Source organism: Komarekiella delphini-convector SJRDD-AB1 (genome assembly GCF_014831675.1).
Lineage (GTDB): Bacteria > Cyanobacteriota > Cyanobacteriia > Cyanobacteriales > Nostocaceae > Komarekiella.
In genome coordinates this window covers 23,823-40,590 of the sequence record NZ_VJXY01000017.1, presented here as the reverse complement: position 1 = coordinate 40,590, position 16,768 = coordinate 23,823, and the positions used below count along the sequence as shown (strand labels likewise).

Here is a 16,768-nt window from a genome sequence, read left to right as displayed (position 1 = left end):
AGTAGCTCAAATTTGCAAGACATAATTTGGTTTAAGGATATTTCTTCGAGTTCATGCTTCGTCTTTAAGAAGTCCGTTCGCCCTTAGTGTAATCCGCACATCTAGATGCCGTAGTAGACAAGACCCGCTCTAAGCGATGGCGCAGCGTCTCGTAGAGAAGGCTTTACGCTGCGCGATCGCAAATCCAAATCCCCAATCAGTTGACTATTAGTTATAAAATCCAAGTTGTCACAAAAAAGCTTTTTTAGGACAACTATTTGAAATACTTGAAGTTACGAGAACCTGTATAACCAGAAACTCTCGCCAGTTCTTCCAAGTTTTGCACTCCGCTATAGCTTTGACCGTTGATTATCCAAGTGGGGAAGCCTTCTATTTTTGCGGCTTTACACAGTTCTGGTTGAGCTTTTGGGCTATCGTCAGCACACTCTACCTTAATATTTTCGTCGATTATTTGTTCGGCTTCTTTACCGAAAAGCAACTTTTGTTCGTGGCAATGAGGACACCAATAAGCACTGTATTCTTTAGCGCCTATCTTGGCTAAGTGGCGTGCTAGAGAAATTTCTGCCTCACCAGAGGTGGTAGTAATTTCCCAACCAAATTCTCGATTAGGCTGTACCTGCGGAGTAAAGGAAATTTTTACAGGTTGTCCAGGTGCTCCGGGTGTCACAACTTGTTGATTCACGCCAGAAAAGACCCATAAAGTGCCAATCAGCGTGATCATCCCGACAATGATGGCGGTAAAGAAGATTTGCCCAATATCCTCCCAATCACGACCAATAATTGTCAGTACCAAAAGGCTGAGGGAGAACAAAGCTGAGGCGATACAGTAAAGACAGAAGGCTTTGATTTGGAATGCTAGCAGGTACATTAAGTAGCTGCTGAAAATAGACATGGCGATCGCTCCCACCAATAGCAGCAACCATGTCCAGTTTTCTAGCTTTTGACGCTTTTCCTTATTTTCCGCTGGTTTAATTGCTAAGGGAGCCAAAGCAAATACCATCATACTGGTGTACGCTAAAAACCCAAACAAGGCTAATGGCTGACCAAAAACCGTTGCCCAAGGGCTAGAAAGTACATCATTACAGCCTTTGGCACCAGCTTGTGCCAGACAAGCTGCACTGCCTCCTGTTAACTTTTCTATCGTGATATAACCTGTTGTTAGGACACCACATCCAGCGATCGCCCCCATCAATGGGCGCGACCACTTATGAATCCAAGGGGTAGAACGGCGGCGAATCATAAACTGCTATTGGGTATTGGGTATTGGTATTGGGTATTGGGTATTGGGTATATGGGAAGAATTTAGTCCCCAGTCCCCAGTCCCCAATCCCCAGTCCCCAGTACTTAATGTAGCTTTACTGAGGAAATCGATTTGCTTTCACCTTTGGAGTTCCAACTCCGACGTGCGGCTTCCACAAATTGACTGACGCGAATTGGATCAATTGGTTGCTCAATTCGTCCGTGGCGTTTCAGGGAACTAGAAACAATTACACCATCTGCTCCTTGCATCAGTGTATCAATATTTTCCCAATTAGCTCCACTACCGATGAACACTGGTGTACCACCTGCTGCACCACAAGCCAGTTCCAAATCGTCTAAGTTAGGAGGGCTACCAGTAGCCCAACCGGACAAAATTACCCCATCTGCTAATCCCCTTTCAATTGTGTCTTTCACGGCAACTGTGAGATTTGGAGAACTTAAAGGACGGGCGTGCTTCACCAATACATCGGCTAAGATTTTGACATCACAACCTAACTCCCTGCGATAGCGGAGTAATTGATAGGCTTCTCCTTCAATTAATCCCTGGTCGGTTGCCATCACCCCTGTGAGAACATTGACGCGGATAAATTGCGATCGCACACAGCTGGCGATCGCCATCGCACTTTTGGCGTCATTTCGCAAAACATTTAAGCCCACAGGCAATGTCACCAAATTCTGTATCCGCTGCACCACCACAGTCATGGCACTCACAACCGCTGGATCAACTTGATTTTTAGTAAACGGCGCGTCAAAAAAATTCTCCACAATTATCCCATCAACCCCTCCACTAGCCAGGGCTGTAGCTTCTTGTTCGGCGCGGTCGATTACCGCTTTTAAGCTACCTCCCCAACGAGGTGAAGTAGGCAGTGGTAGCAGGTGAACCACGCCAATTATTGGTAAGCGAGTTTTAAATAGCTGATATAAGTCCACGTCTTTAAATCCGCCTCGCGGAGTCCAGAGTCCAAAATTAAAAGTCTAGAGGAGCCAGGACATTGGCTCAACTTGTTCGCTTTTAGCGTTCCCGCTTTCTTAGCATCTAGCGTTCAAAAGTTTAGAGTCCAAGAGCTTTTGACCATTGACTCTGGACTGACCATTGACTCTTGACTTTTGACCATTGACTCTTGACTTTTAACGAACTAGTCAAATGTGTTTTCTGATGGTCGGTTTACTGCCTCCATCCTAAGACGGAAATTGGGGTCAAACCTCCCATAAGATATGTTAAGATAAAACCTGGCTAACAAGAGGAGTTTGCCACTCACAAGACGCGAGGCAGCTTTCCGTGGTTTAGGCGTCTCACCCACACATTTGTCGTTGGGGCCAGCCAATCGCCAGGGTAACATTACTGCTTTATTAGGCGTAGTCGCGTTCACAGAGCGTCTCGCAAAGAGCGCGATTTCCCTGAGGGTAGCGACTTCTCACAACAAGCCCTTTGGGCGGCTTCCCGATGGGTAAATTAACAACGCATACGCTGCGGTAATATAAAATACCAACAGGCGAATTGTTAAAAAAGATTACAAGTGTCAAATGTACCCAAAGACACTTCATTTTACCCTGGGGAACAGATTGATAAGAATATCATAACATGACCTCTATTTCTATATATTGATAGGGTCATTAGTCCACAGACGGTTGATGACAGTGGTAATCTACTACTGCACTGTCCTCATAAAGATGCTGATAGTAAAACAGCGGAGCTAGTGCTTGAATGTTTGATTACAAGAAAAAAAAACTGAAGATTTTTTCAAAATATGGGTGATAAGCCAACAATTGCAATTTCTCACCTAGGCTGCGAGAAAAATCGAATTGATACAGAACATATGTTAGGACTGCTGGTAGAAGCAGGCTATGGTGTAGATACAAATGAAGAATTAGCAGATTACGTTATTGTTAATACCTGTAGTTTTATCGAAGCAGCAAGAGAAGAATCTGTTAGAACTTTGGTGGAGCTTGCAGAGGCAGACAAAAAAATCGTAATCACTGGCTGCATGGCGCAACATTTCCAAGAACAATTGTTGGATGAGTTGCCAGAAGCGGTAGCTGTAGTAGGTACAGGCGACTATCACAAAATTGTAAATGTAATTGAGCGGGTGGAACAAGGCGAGCGGGTCAAACAGGTTAGTATCGAACCAACCTACATTGCCGACGAGACTACACCACGCTATCGTACTACAACCGAAGGTGTAGCTTACCTGCGAGTTGCCGAAGGATGTGATTATCGTTGTGCGTTTTGTATTATTCCTTATCTACGAGGAAACCAGCGATCGCGTACTATTGAATCTATTGTTGCCGAAGCCGAGCAACTGGTTAGTCAAGGGGTGCAGGAAATTATTCTAATTTCCCAAATCACGACTAATTACGGTCTGGATATTTACGGTAAGCCAAAGTTAGCCGAATTACTTCGCGCTTTGGGCAAAGTAGATGTACCGTGGATAAGAATGCACTATGCTTATCCCACTGGACTGACTCCAGATGTCATAGCAGCAATCCAAGAAACGCCCAACGTCTTATCATACTTGGATTTGCCCTTGCAACATTCCCATCTTGAAATTCTTCGCGCCATGAACCGTCCTTGGCAAGGACGTGTAAATGATGGGATTATAGATCGCATCAAAACGGCGCTACCATCAGCGGTGCTACGGACAACATTTATTGTTGGATTTCCAGGAGAAACAACAGAGCATTTCGAGCATCTATTAGAGTTCGTCCAGCGGCATGAATTTGACCATGTTGGTGTCTTCACTTTTTCGCCTGAGGAGGGAACCCCCGCTTACAAGCTACCGAATCAGCTACCTCAAGAAGTGATGGACGAGCGCCGATACCAGCTGATGGAACTCCAACAACCAATTTCTCAAAAGAAAAATCAACAGGAAGTAGGCAAAATTGTTGATGTCCTGATTGAGCAAGAAAATCCTGAAAGTGGTGAATTAATCGGTCGTTCAGGTAGATTTTCCCCAGAGGTCGATGGTCAAGTTTATGTTAAAGGCACAGCAAAATTAGGAGCGATCGTGCCAGTAGCGATCCACAATGCCGATACATACGATCTCTATGGTCAAGTTGTCAATAACTAAATCGTCATTTGTCCTTTGTTAAATGACCAATAAGCAATAATCAAAGACTAATGACTAACGACTAATCCAAAAAATCCAAAATAAAATCTTAGGAGATTTGATGAATCTTTCGTTTCAAGAATTAGGTATTTCCCAAGAACGCGTCGAGCAACTAGAAAAAATCGGCTTTACCGAACCAACTAACATTCAAGTTCAAGCCATTCCCCAACTGCTGGCGGGTCGTGATGTAGTGGGTCAATCTCAAACTGGAACAGGTAAAACAGCAGCATTTTCACTGCCAATTTTAGAGCGGCTGGATGTTAATCAAAGGGCCGTGCAAGCCATAGTTTTAACACCAACTCGTGAATTAGCAATGCAAGTTCACGATGCCATTGAGCAGTTCATTGGCAATGAAGGATTGCGGGTGTTAGCAATCTACGGTGGTCAATCAATTGACCGCCAAATTTTACAACTTAAACGTGGCGTTCACATGGTAGTGGGTACGCCAGGACGAGTGATTGACTTGCTAGATCGCGGTTGTTTAAAGCTCGATCAAGTCAAGTGGTTTGTGTTGGATGAAGCCGATGAAATGTTGAGCATGGGCTTTATCGATGATGTGGTGAAAATTCTTTCCCAAGCGCCCGTAGATCGCCAAACAGCTTTATTCTCGGCAACAATGCCACCATCAATTCGCATGTTGGTGAACAAGTTTTTGCGATCGCCTGCAACAGTCACCGTTGAACAGCCAAAAGCCGCTCCCAATAAAATTAATCAGGTAGCTTACCTGATTCCCCGCCACTGGACAAAAGCCAAAGCTTTACAGCCGATTCTGGAAATGGAAGACCCAGAAACAGCTTTAATCTTTGTTCGTACCAGACGCACAGCCGCAGAACTCACCAATCAACTGCAAGCAGCTGGTCATAGTGTCGATGAATACCACGGTGATTTGTCACAGCAAGCACGAGAACGATTATTGAGCAGATTCCGCAATCGCCAAGTGCGCTGGGTGGTAGCAACTGATATTGCAGCACGGGGATTGGATGTCGATCAACTGTCGCACGTGATCAACTACGACTTACCCGATAGCGTAGAAACCTACGTCCACCGTATTGGTCGTACTGGTCGAGCGGGGAAAGAAGGAACAGCAATTTCTTTAGTACAGCCTTTTGAGCGGCGCAAGCAGCAGACATTTGAACGTCATAACCGCCAAAGTTGGCAATTGCTGACAATTCCAACGCGGGCACAAATTGAAGCGCGTCACATCCTGAAATTGCAAGAACAAGTGCGAGAAGCTTTGACAGGCGAGCGTTTAGCTTCATTTTTGCCGATAGTTAGCGAACTGATTGAAGAATACGATGCTCAGGCGATCGCCGCAGCTGCATTGCAAATCGCTTACGATCAAACTCGTCCCGCTTGGCTGCAATCGGACGTGGAGATTCCCCAAGAAGACAACGGCCCTACTCCAAAACCAAGACTTAACAAGCGTCGTGAATCGAATGGCGATCGCACTCGCTCCTCTTGGAGCAAATCTGATACCAGTAATGGTGAAGAAGAAAGACATGGTACTCCCAAGCCCAAGCTGCGGACAAGCAGTCGCGAGTCTTCGGTGTCGCCTACAAATAAAAAGCTAGGTTCACACACAGCGAGGGAATCGGCTTCTTAGTCATTAAGTCACTTGTCATTAGTCATTTGTCATTAGTGAAAAACAAGGACAAAGGACTAATGACTTGCACTCAAGGATGGCTAATTTCTTTTATTAGTTTGTAGGAACATAATTAAAGATATATTTTCCGGCGTCTTATGTTCACCATTACAGACTTAGAGCAACTACAAGCAGAGCATCCCGAATGGCAGATGGAGCTAGTAGACGGAAATATACTTGTTATAGGCCCATCAGATTACGTTTCTGAAGAAATAGGTGCTGAGTTAATTAGATTGCTTGGTAACTATGTGCGCCCACAGCGGCTAGGACGGGTGACTGGTTCTAGCGCTGGTTTTATTCTGCATACATTAGAAACTGAAAACGGAACCGTATCCGATCAAGAAAAACGAAATCTTCGTGCTCCTAATGTGTCTTTTGTTCGTGCTGATCGATTCAAAAAAAGCCAGCGCGATTTTGTAGAGCTAGTACCTAACTTGATGGTAGAAATCAAATCCAAGTCAGACCGCATCAAACCACTAGTAGAAAAAATTCAGCTATTCTTACAACTTGGATGTACAGTTGGTATCTTGATTGACCCTGATAAATTGACGCTAACAGTTTATCGACTCAACCAAGAACCAGTAATCTTGCAAGATAACGACAAACTGACACTACCAAACTTATTACCAGGTTGGGAGCTAACAGTATCAGAACTGTGGCCCCCTGTATTTGAGTAAGAAATACTACAGCCAAGGGCGACTAACTTCCTCTAGCTGCTTAATTTCATCTTCGCTCAGTCTCCAGCCCAAAGCGCCAGCATTCTGCCGTACATGTTGGGCTGTCTTCACTCCAGCAATAGGAATGACGTTCCCTTGAGCAATTAACCAGTTGAGAGCAACTTGGGCAGGGGTGCGATCGTATTTTTCTCCCAAACTGCGTAGTAGAGATATCACAGGTGTAATTTTTTGCAAGCCTTCTTTACTAAACCGTGGGTCTATCTTTCTTGCTCCACTGGGAGTTTCAGCACTATCAGTGGTGTACTTACCTGTGAGTAATCCCTGCGCCAAAGGACTATATGCCAAGATAGTCACACCCAACTCACGAGCAGTTGCCATAATACCTTTACTTTCAATTTGGCGAGTAATTAAAGAGTAACGTACCTGGTTTACAGCTAAAGGCACTCCACGGGCTGCTAATATTTGGTGCGCGTCTCGCATTTGCTCTGCCGAGTAATTACTAACACCTACTGCGGCAATTCTACCCCGCTTCACCTCATCCGCTAAGGCATTCATCAGAGTTTGTTGACTTAAAAGAAAAGCAAAAGGCCAATGCACTTGATACAGGGCAATTCGCTCTAGTTGTAGTCGTTTGAGGCTTTCTGTTAGAGCATCGGAAACCGATTGACCTGTAAATCGCCACGGTAGAGGGCCAAATTTTGTAGCAATCTGTACTGGTTGTTGTGTTTGTTGCAGGAATTGCCCCAAAAATTTCTCGCTTTTTCCCATTCCGTAAATTTCCGCAGTGTCAAAGAAGGTAATACCAGCTTCTAAGGATGCTGTAAAGGCTTCTTGTAACTGTTCCTGACCATAGTCATCGCCATAGTTCCAAAAGAGTTTATCACCCCAAGCCCAAGTGCCAATGCACAAGGGTGTAACAGCTGGGCCATTCTGCCCCAATGTGATGGTTTCCATGTTGGCAAAATTTATTTTGTTTACATTTCTTTACTTTTATAGTGTATCGTTACAGGCAAGATTGGGCATTGGACACCATAGCTCAAACTGATCTAAATGAACCTCTTGCAAAAGTCCAAAAATCAGGAATGTCATTCTGTAGGTTTCTTTCCTACCGAACGCTACGCGAACCCGCAGGGTGCGGAACGCAGTGGAGAAAAGAATCTCAACAGATGTTTCGCTCCGTCAACATGACAGTTTAAGCATTTATGCAAGAGGTCTAATGTTGTGATAAGTCTTTGTTGAAGCTTTTTTACCATTTGCTACTTTGAGGCAATCGCTGTTTTACAAAACCAAGTATTGCTCTCTAACCTTGCTGGAATGCGATCGCTATTTTTTAGCTGGTTCCTGCTTTCTGTTGTGATAAGTCTTTATTCAAGCTTTTTGACTTTTATAGTGTATCGTCATGGACAAGACTGCAAATAGGGTATTGAGCATTAAGGATTTGATGCGTCATTGTTGAGTCACAAGTAAGAAATGCTTGTGGTATCAAAGTGAAAAGTATGCGATCGCAAGTGTTCTTTGAGCCATTACTAGGCAATTTCCTTGCTCGGTCGATGCTTCGCAAGCTGGAGAGACTGTCGTTTTACCTGCGCCATTTGGGCCAATCAGTCCATAAACTTCACCCACTTAGATCTCTAAATCAAAATCATTCACGGCAACATGCCGCTCAAATTGCTTAGTCAGGTTAAAGGTGCATCCAGGACGGCTCAAAAAGCTCAAGAGTCTAAAAACTAATTATTAAGCATTTATTAAATATTTACTTAACTGTCTTAACTGTCTTAACTGTCCTTGCATCTTGATTCAAATTTTGAAATCTTGAAAACACTCAAGTCTTCTTAGATGCATTTAAAGCTGATTTCAATCACCAGGCGTTTCTTTTTTGAAAAATTAACTAAGGATAAATATAATGACATTTAAAGTTACTGGACGAATTTACGAAGCTGAAAGCGGTTTAGGAATTCCTAACTTAATAGTTGAAGCATTTGATAAGGATACTGTCAAGAAAGATAAGTTAGGACAAGTTAAAACCAATAGTACTGGAACTTTTGAAATTAACTACACTGAAGCTGATTTTAAAGGTAAATTTGAAAAATTTGAAGGTAATCCCGACTTATTTCTTATTGTCAAAACAGCAGACAGTTCAAAAGTCTTGTTTTCCACAGAGAAAAATATTCGTCCTGATGCCACTACACATGAGCATTTTGACGTACCAATTCCTCAAGCTGAAATAGTACATAAACCATCAAAAAATGCTAAAGAATTCTTAAAAATTCTCATTGGTATTGCTTGGATTGATGGAGTACTAGAACCTGAAGAAAAAGAATTTTTACAGGGAGTTGCACAACAAAAAGGATTGACTGAAGATCCAGAAATTAAAACTCTATTATCAAACAATCAACCTGTCAAACCAGAAGAGTGTTATAGCTGGCTTCAAGCCTATTTAGGAAATTATCCTGACGAAAAAGATTTTCAGGAGTTATACGAAGCTCTCAACTCGCTGATGTATACCGAGGGTGTGTTAGATGCAAAAGAAAAGGAACTCATACAAACCCTCGCGCTCGCCACAGCAGCCCCAGCTGGTACTCGCCCTAGTACTTTGCAGCGGCGATTTATGAGCGCTTTGATGGATAGCAAATTCCTAGCTAATGTCTTACAGATGGAGCGGTCATCAATAGTCAATAAAGGGCCTTCGGTCACTGGCTACTACGCTCGTGTACCTTACCAAATCTTGAGTCGCCTCAGCACTACTGCCAGAGTTAATATCCTGGCAGAAGATATGGCAGATTTTTATTTGACTGATAATTTTGCCCCTGTCAAGCAAGAAATAACTGCCGACAACCTAACTGTCATTGGTGAACTACCCCAAGAACTGAATGGCATATTTCTCCGCAACGGCCCTAATCCCCAATTTGAGCCTATTGGACTGCATCACTGGTTAGATGGGGATGGAATGCTCCACGCAGTAAATATCAGCAACGGCAAAGCCAGCTACCGTAACCGCTACATTCGCACAGAGGGGTTTGAGATTGAGCAAAAACAAGGTAAGGCGATTTGGCCTGGTTTGCTGAATCTGCCTCGATTTGATGCCCCTTATGGCTTGATGATGAAGAATACTGCTAACACTTCGACTATATGGCACGCAGGCAAACTGCTGGCACTGTGGGAAGCTGGCGCACCTTATGAAATTCGTCTTCCTGATTTAGAAACAGTTGGGGTACATACCTTTGACGGTAAGCTTGCTTCTACCTTTACCGCTCACCCAAAAGTCGATGCTCAAACGGGTGAAATGATTGTGATCGGCTTTGCACCTATTGCTCCTCCTTATCTGGAATACAGCGTGGTTTCCGCAGAGGGCAAAATGTTGCGAACTGTACCTATTGATATACCTGCGCCAGTGATGATGCACGATTTTGCCATCACTGAGCACTACACCCTTTTTCTGGATATGCCGCTTGTCTTTAGTCCTATGCGGATTATGCAGGATCAGTTGCCCATTAAATTTGAGAAGCAAAACCCCAGCCGCATCGGCATCGTACATCGCCACGGCGATAACCGAACTATCCGCTGGTTCAATATCTCGACCTGTATGCTCTACCATGTTGCTAACGCTTGGGAGGAAGGCAACGAAGTGGTACTTATCGCCACCAGAGCACCCGATACCTATCTCTTTATTCCTCAGAAAGACAATGGTGAGGGGGGAGATACTGAATTTGAACACTTCCGCCTATATCTCTACCGGATCAATTTGGCAACGGGTGTTGTGAAAGAACAATTGCTAAATAGCAATGATACCGCCACGGAATTTCCTCGGATTAACGATGACCTGACTGGGCGAAAGACACGTTACGTCTACGCATCCCGACAGGCTACTTACATGAGACCTAGACTTTTGTTGGATGGTCTACTCAAGTATGACTTGGAGACTGGTAGCACTCAAGTACATGAATTTGGTCGGGGACGCTTTGGTGGTGATAGTGTCTTTGCACCTCGTCCTGGTGCTACTTCTGAAGATGATGGCTGGTTGCTAACTATGGTTTGGGATGCACTAGCGAAAAAGTCTGAGCTATTAGTCGTTGATGCTCGAAATATCACAGCTCCACCTGTAGCGCGGATAATCATGCCACAGCGCGTTCCTTATGGCTTCCACGGCAATTGGGTTTCTGAGGCACAGATGGCAACTCGATAAGGTTAATAGTAGGTTTATTTAAGTAGTGTAGAGGGCATGGTATTATTTGTGCGATCGCCCTCTACACTTCTGTCGGCTCAAATAGATCACTCCGACTTTAAACTAATTATTGCTGTACGAGCGCAAAGCCTTGCGTCCCTCTATTTCTAACTCAGCAACGCTAGTCGCCTCAACGGGGGTTCCCCCCGCAGGTGAGGCAGCACTCTTGGAGTTCAATATATAAGGAAAATATAAGGAAATTTATCTTTACAAGCCATTACCGCGCAATCGTGTGAGAGAATGGCTCTCAAAACCATTGACATGGCTTGCCTATGGTAACTAAAGTAAGAAATTTTATGTTTGATTTTCTTACTTTCTGGTTTTTCAAAGCTTTTTTACCATTTGCTGCTTTGAGGCGATCGCTCTCCTACCTCCTACAGAATCAAGCTTTGCTCTCTAACCTCTGTAGCTTCTGCTCTACAATGAAGTGAAGAATCTAACACCTTAAACAGGGGATTTATTTATGTCCCACCCTACGCTCAGTAGCCAAGAAATGTCCTGGCGTGGAAAAGAACTCTATAAAAGAAGTATCCGTGCCAAAGTTGAGACGGAAGAGAACATCGGCAAACTTATCTCGATTAATGTTGAAACAGGAGATTACGAAATCGGTGATGATTTTGTCGAAACGAGTCTTCGATTACGATCCAAGCAAACTGATGCAGCACTTTGGGGAGAAAGAATTGGTTTTGATGCCGTTTATGCAGTTGAGTGAGTGTAGAAGTGCTATGCAAACTTTAGAGACAGGAATTCCCTGCTACCAAGTCCCAATTCCGGTGAAGTTATGAGCATCTGCCTCACCGCCAAACCCAACAATTGACGCTCCCGATTTACTGGGGGTTTTTTTGTAATGTCGGATTTAAGTTTTAGCGAACGGTTTATCTTAAGTTAATAAGAGAGTAAACCATACGAAAAAGTAGCTATGGCAAGCGGTGATGTATTTGATGCCCAAACAAACTCTCTAGCTATGCCGAGGGTTAATCTGCTGACTATGTTTCGGCTGGGCTTATTCCAAATGGGTTTGGCCATGATGTCCATCTTGACTTTGGGTGTACTCAACAGAGTCATGATTCAAGAAATAGCAATTCCAGCAACGCTAGTGTCAGTAGTGCTAGCACTGCCTTTATTTGTTGCTCCTTCTCGTGTCTGGTTCGGGCAGATTTCGGATGCCAAACCCTTGTGGGGATACCACCGGACAGCTTATGTTTGGGTGGGAGCAGCGATATTTGCGATCGCTGCATTTTTAGCTGTACAAGTGATGTGGCAGATGAATAGTGCGGCTACTAGTGCAGGCGGCTGGGTATGGACAACCCAAACTATCGGCTGGATAGCACTTCTGGCTTTAGTTTTTGCTATCTATGGTCTAGCAATTTGTGCTAGTGGTACTGCTTTTGCGGCTTTGTTGGTGGATATATCTGAAGAAGATAACCGTTCAAAAGTAGTCGGTGTTGTTTGGTCGATGCTAATGGTGGGGATTATTGTTGGGGCAATTATCAGTTCTAACTTGCTGAAGGAATTAACACCAGAAGCCAGCGTAGCAACCTTGCAAGCAGCAGTCAACAGGCTATTTGTGATTGTCCCAGCAATTGTATTTGGCTTAGCGATCGCAGCGACATTGGGCGTTGAGAAAAAGTACTCTCTTTACTCTAGCCGTTCTACACTGATAAACCGAGAAGACAGCATTACCTTGGGGGCTGCTTGGAAAATCTTAACGGCAAGTCCACAAACAGGTTTATTTTTCACCTTTTTGGTGGTAATGACACTCTGCTTGTTCATGCAAGACCCTGTTTTGGAACCCTATGCTGGTCAAGTGTTTAAAATGCCTTTGGCGGAAAGCACCAAGTTGAATGTTTATTATGGCATTGGTCTGCTGATTGCCTACGTCATAGCTGGCTTTTTGATTGTGCCGCGTTTGGGTAAGCGCAAAAGTGCCCGCCTCGGTTGTATGTTAGTGGCACTCTGTGCAGCATTGTTGGGTATTTCAGGATTCACAGCTAATCCAGCTTTTCTCAAGCTAGGTTTGGTCTTATTTGGTTTAGCAACCGGTTTTTTGACCACAGCAGCAATTAGCTTGATGCTGGATCTGACAGCAGCAGAAGCCGCAGGTACATTTATCGGAGCATGGGGTCTGGCACAGTCTATCTCTAGGGGACTGGCAGTAGTCGTAGGTGGCACTGTTTTGGATATTGGTCGTAGGGTACTACCCAGTTTGGAACTAGCTTACGGATTAGTATTTGCCCTAGAAGCCGTGGGGATGGTGGTGTCGATTTGGTTTCTGAATCGGGTGAATGTAACAGAATTTCAAACAAGTACCAAGCAAGCGATCGCTTCTGTTTTAGAAAGTGATTTAGATTAAACTGGAGACTTCACTAGCCAAAACCTGAATATACCTAACTTGGCTCAGAAACACCTAAGCGCGAGAATTAATCAATGAGTGATTTTTGGACAACAGTTCTCGATTTTGCCCAAACCACCACTACCAGAGTGGGAAAGCAATTGATGCAGGATTTTGGGCAGGTGCAGGCTTTGCAAAAAGCTGATGGTAGTTTGGTAACGCAAGCCGACAAATGGGCAGATCAAGAAATTCGGGATGCGATCGCTTCTAATTTCTCTGGTTACGGAATTTTGACCGAAGAGAGCGATCAGTCATTTCCTGGTACAGAATGGTGCTGGGTAATTGATCCTTTGGACGGGACAACAAACTTTACGCGCGGCATTCCCATCTGGTCAATTTCTCTAGGCTTACTGTATAAAGGCACACCAATTTTTGGTTATGTTTACGCGCCGCCATTGGCTCAAGCTTTTCATGGTTTTTGGGCAGGTTCATCTGGGTTAACAGTACCAACAGGGGCATTTCTCAATCACCACCCCATTCACACTAGTGTTGACAGTCCCAGCAACAATCACTTTTTTAACCTCTGTTCTCGCAGCACCGAAATTATCCGCAACGGCTTTCCCTGTAAAATTCGAATGTTGGGTGTAGCTAGCTATAACTTTCTGATGGTTGCTACTGGTGCAACACTAGGCGGTATTGAAGCGACACCCAAAGTTTGGGACTTGGCAGGAGCTTGGGTGATTGTCCAAGCAGCTGGCGGCGTCTGGTTATCACTTAATTCAGACCCGTTTCCTTTGTCGCCAGGAGAAGATTATAGCGATCGCTCCTTTCCCTCCCTTGTCGTTAGTCGTCCAGAATTGATTCCAGTATTTACACCATTTCTCAAAGACGTAAAAATTTAAAGAGCTGCTTTGTTGCTAAAAGGTAAACAGTAATTTTGTTAACTAGCCTTTTGAGCGGCATACCCTAATATTAAACGAAGATTAAGTATAAATAAAACTTGTAATAATCCTGAATCGAGTTAAATACTAGTGTAGTTACTAATTTACATAGTGTTGTAGTTTCCATCACACTACTTAACTTAGTATAAATAATTTTATGTTGTCTAATTTAGATTTAATTCGAGAGTTTGTGCAAAACTCCATCCAAAAAAAAGACGTTTTGTTGTCAAACCCTGCTTTGACAGCGCAAACAGTGTATAAATTAAACCAATTGACAGCCAAAACCGAAGGGGTAATTGCCACTGCTCAACTGTCTCATAAAATCCCTGAATTTTCGATTCACGCAAACTCATCTCATTGGGAATCAATAAATCAGGTATTAGCAGAATCTAGTTATCTTCTTAAAGGAGAAGTAAATAGTCGTGGTTTTTATCAATATCAATACTGCGAAGTTCCAAAAGGCTATCAGATGCAGTGTACTAAATCTGTCCTCCTATGGCGAGCTTGGTGGAAATATCGTAAGTATGCTTTACGACCAGGAATTCCCTTAGAACTTCTGATTAGGACAAGAGACTCATGGTATCCAATCAGAGATTTAATTATCAGCGACGGACTTCTTTATATCAAAACGTTAGGAAGCGAAATAGCACTTGACTCTAATGATTTGGTTACTTGGTTAAGCAAAGTTGATTAGGACTTACGCACGAGTTACAAAATAACCTAGACGCATACTCCTACGGGGATCTTGCTACGCGGAGCATCTCTTAGAGAAGCGGCTTGTCGCAGGCTACCGCTCCAGAAACAGAGGACGCAAAGAAATGAGAGTTTGAGAGATCTTTTGCGTAAGTCCTATTGATGCAAGTTTTTAAAATTAAAGAAATATTTACTACACATACATAAGCATGGGTAGAAGCGTACATCTGTAAATAGGTGCTAACTTAAGCTAAAACTCCTTTAAAACCTTGTTTCCAACAATAGACTAGAAATGCATCAAAAGTGGCTCTGCTGCTAGTCTTGAGGGGCAGCCCTCATTAGGCATTCCCAGTTGGAGACTCTTGAGAAGACAACCTCTAAAAGCTTTTTCACTTACTGGCTTTCATGTTAAGTTGACACCAATGGCATGTGTACGCCCCTACAGCTGATTCATTATATTGCAATTATTTTTGAAAATGGTATGACAAAATATTAGGCAAAGAACGTGAATAAAATGAAAGGACTCTGGCTCGAAAATAACCAGTTGCAATTACGCACAGATATTCCCATGCCTGAACCACCACCGGGAGAAGCCTTGGTACGCGTCCTGCATGCGGGTATCTGTAACACTGACTTGGAACTCCTTAGAGGCTACTATCCCTACACTGGTATTTTAGGTCATGAATTTGTCGGCATCGTTGAACAAGGGCCAGAGTGCTTAGTTAACCAACGCGTAGTTGGAGAAATCAATGCTGTGTGTGGGCATTGTCGGTTTTGTCGCCACGGACAACCAAGTCATTGCGAAAATCGCACCGTTTTAGGTATTGTCAATCGCAACGGAGCCTTTGGTGAATATCTTTGTTTGCCCATAGAGAACTTACATTTAGTACCTGATAATGTGCCGACAGAAGTAGCAACATTTACCGAACCTATAGCAGCAGCTTTGGAAATTCAGCAGCAAGTGCCATTGCGTCCAAATGATCGGGTGCTAGTGGTTGGAGATGGCAAATTAGGGCAGTTGGTAGCCCAGACACTAGCCCTAACGGGCTGTGAACTTTTAGCTGTGGGACGGCATCGAAACAAGCTAGCTAACTTAGAGGCACGGGGGATTAAAATTGGTTTAGCTGATGCTGTGAAAGATGGATATTTCGATATCTCAGTAGAATGTACTGGCAACCCAGAAGGATTTGCTATCGCTCGCCGCGCCCTACGTCCCCGTGGCACATTAGTACTTAAAAGTACTTATGCTGGCAACCTCAGCCTAGATGCTTCTTCTTTAGTAGTGGATGAAATCACCCTCATTGGCTCCCGTTGTGGCCCCTTTCCCCCAGCACTCCAGTTGCTAGCAACGGGACAAGTTGACGTGCAACCCCTGATTCATGCCACCTACCCCCTGATTGAAGGGCTTGCGGCTTTTAAACACGCTCAGAGTCAGGGTGTTTTAAAAATCTTGCTAGAGATGAGTAAATAGTCATTGAACATTAGAGAAATTCTTTCCCAGTCCCCAATCACTAATACAGATAAGGATTAGTCTTCGGTTGATAGTCAATACAGTTGATAGCTTCTTCTGTATTGGCAGTGGAAGGGTGTACGGTACATTTGAGACGGTAATCGGTCGTAAAAAATTGGCAGTTAGTACAAGGGATTTGATGCATCTGCTTGGCCGTGCTGACACTATCTCGCGCTGCCGTCCAGAGACTCAAAACAACGAGAATAGTTATAGTCCAAGCAACTATAAAGCAAATAGGGATTAAAAATGGTTGAATCCCATGAATGAGGAAAGATATCAGTTGTAACACGGTAAGTCCTGATACAAATTAGCAGCTAGAAGTTATATTAACTCCTAACTTCTCATTCTTAACTTCTGACTACGGAGGTATTAAGTTTAGTAGTG

14 protein-coding genes and 1 pseudogene are annotated in these 16,768 nt (G+C 43.7%); 10 read left to right on the top strand and 5 right to left on the bottom strand.

The annotated features are described in order from the left end of the window. Positions 1 to 253: 253 nt before the first annotated feature. A complete protein-coding gene (locus FNW02_RS16725) occupies positions 254 to 1,240 on the bottom strand; it encodes a vitamin K epoxide reductase family protein (RefSeq protein WP_191758645.1) in 987 nt (328 codons plus the stop codon). Positions 1,241 to 1,344: 104 nt separating this feature from the next. Further along, entirely contained in the window at positions 1,345 to 2,190 is an 846-nt protein-coding gene (gene btpA, locus FNW02_RS16720) for a photosystem I biogenesis protein BtpA (RefSeq protein ID WP_191758644.1), read from the bottom strand. A gap of 318 nt (positions 2,191 to 2,508) precedes the next feature. On the opposite strand from btpA, the gene FNW02_RS16715 reads away from it, so the two are divergent. The 4 genes from FNW02_RS16715 (at position 2,509) to FNW02_RS16700 (ending at position 6,686) form a co-directional block, all read left to right on the top strand. Continuing rightward, the gene (locus FNW02_RS16715; RefSeq protein WP_191758643.1) at positions 2,509 to 2,712 is read left to right on the top strand and encodes a hypothetical protein; all 204 of its coding nucleotides are present in this window, start codon (positions 2,509 to 2,511) and stop codon (positions 2,710 to 2,712) included. 296 nt (positions 2,713 to 3,008) lie between these two features. After that, on the top strand, positions 3,009 to 4,328 hold the full coding sequence (rimO, locus tag FNW02_RS16710; protein ID WP_191758642.1) for a 30S ribosomal protein S12 methylthiotransferase RimO: 1,320 nt from the start codon (positions 3,009 to 3,011) through the stop codon (positions 4,326 to 4,328). A gap of 100 nt (positions 4,329 to 4,428) precedes the next feature. Further along, positions 4,429 to 5,970 carry a DEAD/DEAH box helicase gene (locus FNW02_RS16705; protein ID WP_191758641.1) on the top strand — a complete coding sequence of 514 codons (1,542 nt, stop codon included), beginning with the start codon at positions 4,429 to 4,431 and terminating at the stop codon, positions 5,968 to 5,970. Between the two features lie 137 nt (positions 5,971 to 6,107). Beyond that, on the top strand, positions 6,108 to 6,686 hold the full coding sequence (locus tag FNW02_RS16700; RefSeq protein ID WP_191758640.1) for a Uma2 family endonuclease: 579 nt from the start codon (positions 6,108 to 6,110) through the stop codon (positions 6,684 to 6,686). Between the two features lie 6 nt (positions 6,687 to 6,692). Here FNW02_RS16700 and FNW02_RS16695 read toward each other — a convergent pair whose 3' ends face one another. Both FNW02_RS16695 and FNW02_RS16690 read right to left on the bottom strand, forming a co-directional pair. Then, positions 6,693 to 7,640 (bottom strand): aldo/keto reductase, encoded by a 948-nt coding sequence (locus tag FNW02_RS16695; RefSeq protein ID WP_191758639.1) that lies wholly within the window; start codon positions 7,638 to 7,640, stop codon positions 6,693 to 6,695. A gap of 588 nt (positions 7,641 to 8,228) precedes the next feature. Then, positions 8,229 to 8,393 (bottom strand): annotated as a pseudogene (locus FNW02_RS16690) (ATP-binding cassette domain-containing protein); the annotation flags it as partial. Positions 8,394 to 8,589: 196 nt separating this feature from the next. Between FNW02_RS16690 and FNW02_RS39925 the strand changes: the two are divergent. The 6 genes from FNW02_RS39925 (at position 8,590) to FNW02_RS16660 (ending at position 16,345) form a co-directional block, all read left to right on the top strand. Next, complete coding sequence (locus FNW02_RS39925) at positions 8,590 to 10,869, top strand: carotenoid oxygenase family protein (RefSeq protein WP_191758638.1); 2,280 nt, start codon at positions 8,590 to 8,592, stop codon at positions 10,867 to 10,869. A gap of 502 nt (positions 10,870 to 11,371) precedes the next feature. After that, a complete protein-coding gene (locus tag FNW02_RS16680; RefSeq protein WP_191758637.1) occupies positions 11,372 to 11,620 on the top strand; it encodes a hypothetical protein in 249 nt (82 codons plus the stop codon). Between the two features lie 207 nt (positions 11,621 to 11,827). Further along, positions 11,828 to 13,261, top strand: coding sequence for a BCD family MFS transporter (locus FNW02_RS16675; protein ID WP_191758636.1), 1,434 nt, complete (start codon positions 11,828 to 11,830; stop codon positions 13,259 to 13,261). A gap of 74 nt (positions 13,262 to 13,335) precedes the next feature. Further along, positions 13,336 to 14,142, top strand: coding sequence for an inositol monophosphatase family protein (locus tag FNW02_RS16670; protein WP_191758635.1), 807 nt, complete (start codon positions 13,336 to 13,338; stop codon positions 14,140 to 14,142). A 196-nt stretch (positions 14,143 to 14,338) separates the two neighbouring features. Further along, complete coding sequence (locus tag FNW02_RS16665; protein WP_191758634.1) at positions 14,339 to 14,875, top strand: hypothetical protein; 537 nt, start codon at positions 14,339 to 14,341, stop codon at positions 14,873 to 14,875. A gap of 513 nt (positions 14,876 to 15,388) precedes the next feature. Then, the gene (locus FNW02_RS16660; RefSeq protein WP_191758734.1) at positions 15,389 to 16,345 is read left to right on the top strand and encodes an MDR/zinc-dependent alcohol dehydrogenase-like family protein; all 957 of its coding nucleotides are present in this window, start codon (positions 15,389 to 15,391) and stop codon (positions 16,343 to 16,345) included. 40 nt (positions 16,346 to 16,385) lie between these two features. Here FNW02_RS16660 and FNW02_RS38720 read toward each other — a convergent pair whose 3' ends face one another. Next, complete coding sequence (locus tag FNW02_RS38720; RefSeq protein WP_348535402.1) at positions 16,386 to 16,673, bottom strand: hypothetical protein; 288 nt, start codon at positions 16,671 to 16,673, stop codon at positions 16,386 to 16,388. Positions 16,674 to 16,768 lie beyond the last annotated feature (95 nt).

What these genes read in the sequence shown, in the direction of transcription:
- FNW02_RS16725 (WP_191758645.1), bottom strand. Translation starts at nt 1,240, where the DNA reads ATGATTCGCCGCCGTTCTACCCCTTGGATTCATAAGTGGTCGCGCCCA.
- rimO (WP_191758642.1), top strand. Translation starts at nt 3,009, where the DNA reads ATGGGTGATAAGCCAACAATTGCAATTTCTCACCTAGGCTGCGAGAAA.
- FNW02_RS16705 (WP_191758641.1), top strand. Translation starts at nt 4,429, where the DNA reads ATGAATCTTTCGTTTCAAGAATTAGGTATTTCCCAAGAACGCGTCGAG.
- FNW02_RS16700 (WP_191758640.1), top strand. Translation starts at nt 6,108, where the DNA reads ATGTTCACCATTACAGACTTAGAGCAACTACAAGCAGAGCATCCCGAA.
- FNW02_RS16695 (WP_191758639.1), bottom strand. Translation starts at nt 7,640, where the DNA reads ATGGAAACCATCACATTGGGGCAGAATGGCCCAGCTGTTACACCCTTG.
- FNW02_RS39925 (WP_191758638.1), top strand. Translation starts at nt 8,590, where the DNA reads ATGACATTTAAAGTTACTGGACGAATTTACGAAGCTGAAAGCGGTTTA.
- FNW02_RS16680 (WP_191758637.1), top strand. Translation starts at nt 11,372, where the DNA reads ATGTCCCACCCTACGCTCAGTAGCCAAGAAATGTCCTGGCGTGGAAAA.
- FNW02_RS16675 (WP_191758636.1), top strand. Translation starts at nt 11,828, where the DNA reads ATGGCAAGCGGTGATGTATTTGATGCCCAAACAAACTCTCTAGCTATG.
- FNW02_RS16670 (WP_191758635.1), top strand. Translation starts at nt 13,336, where the DNA reads ATGAGTGATTTTTGGACAACAGTTCTCGATTTTGCCCAAACCACCACT.
- FNW02_RS16665 (WP_191758634.1), top strand. Translation starts at nt 14,339, where the DNA reads ATGTTGTCTAATTTAGATTTAATTCGAGAGTTTGTGCAAAACTCCATC.
- FNW02_RS16660 (WP_191758734.1), top strand. Translation starts at nt 15,389, where the DNA reads ATGAAAGGACTCTGGCTCGAAAATAACCAGTTGCAATTACGCACAGAT.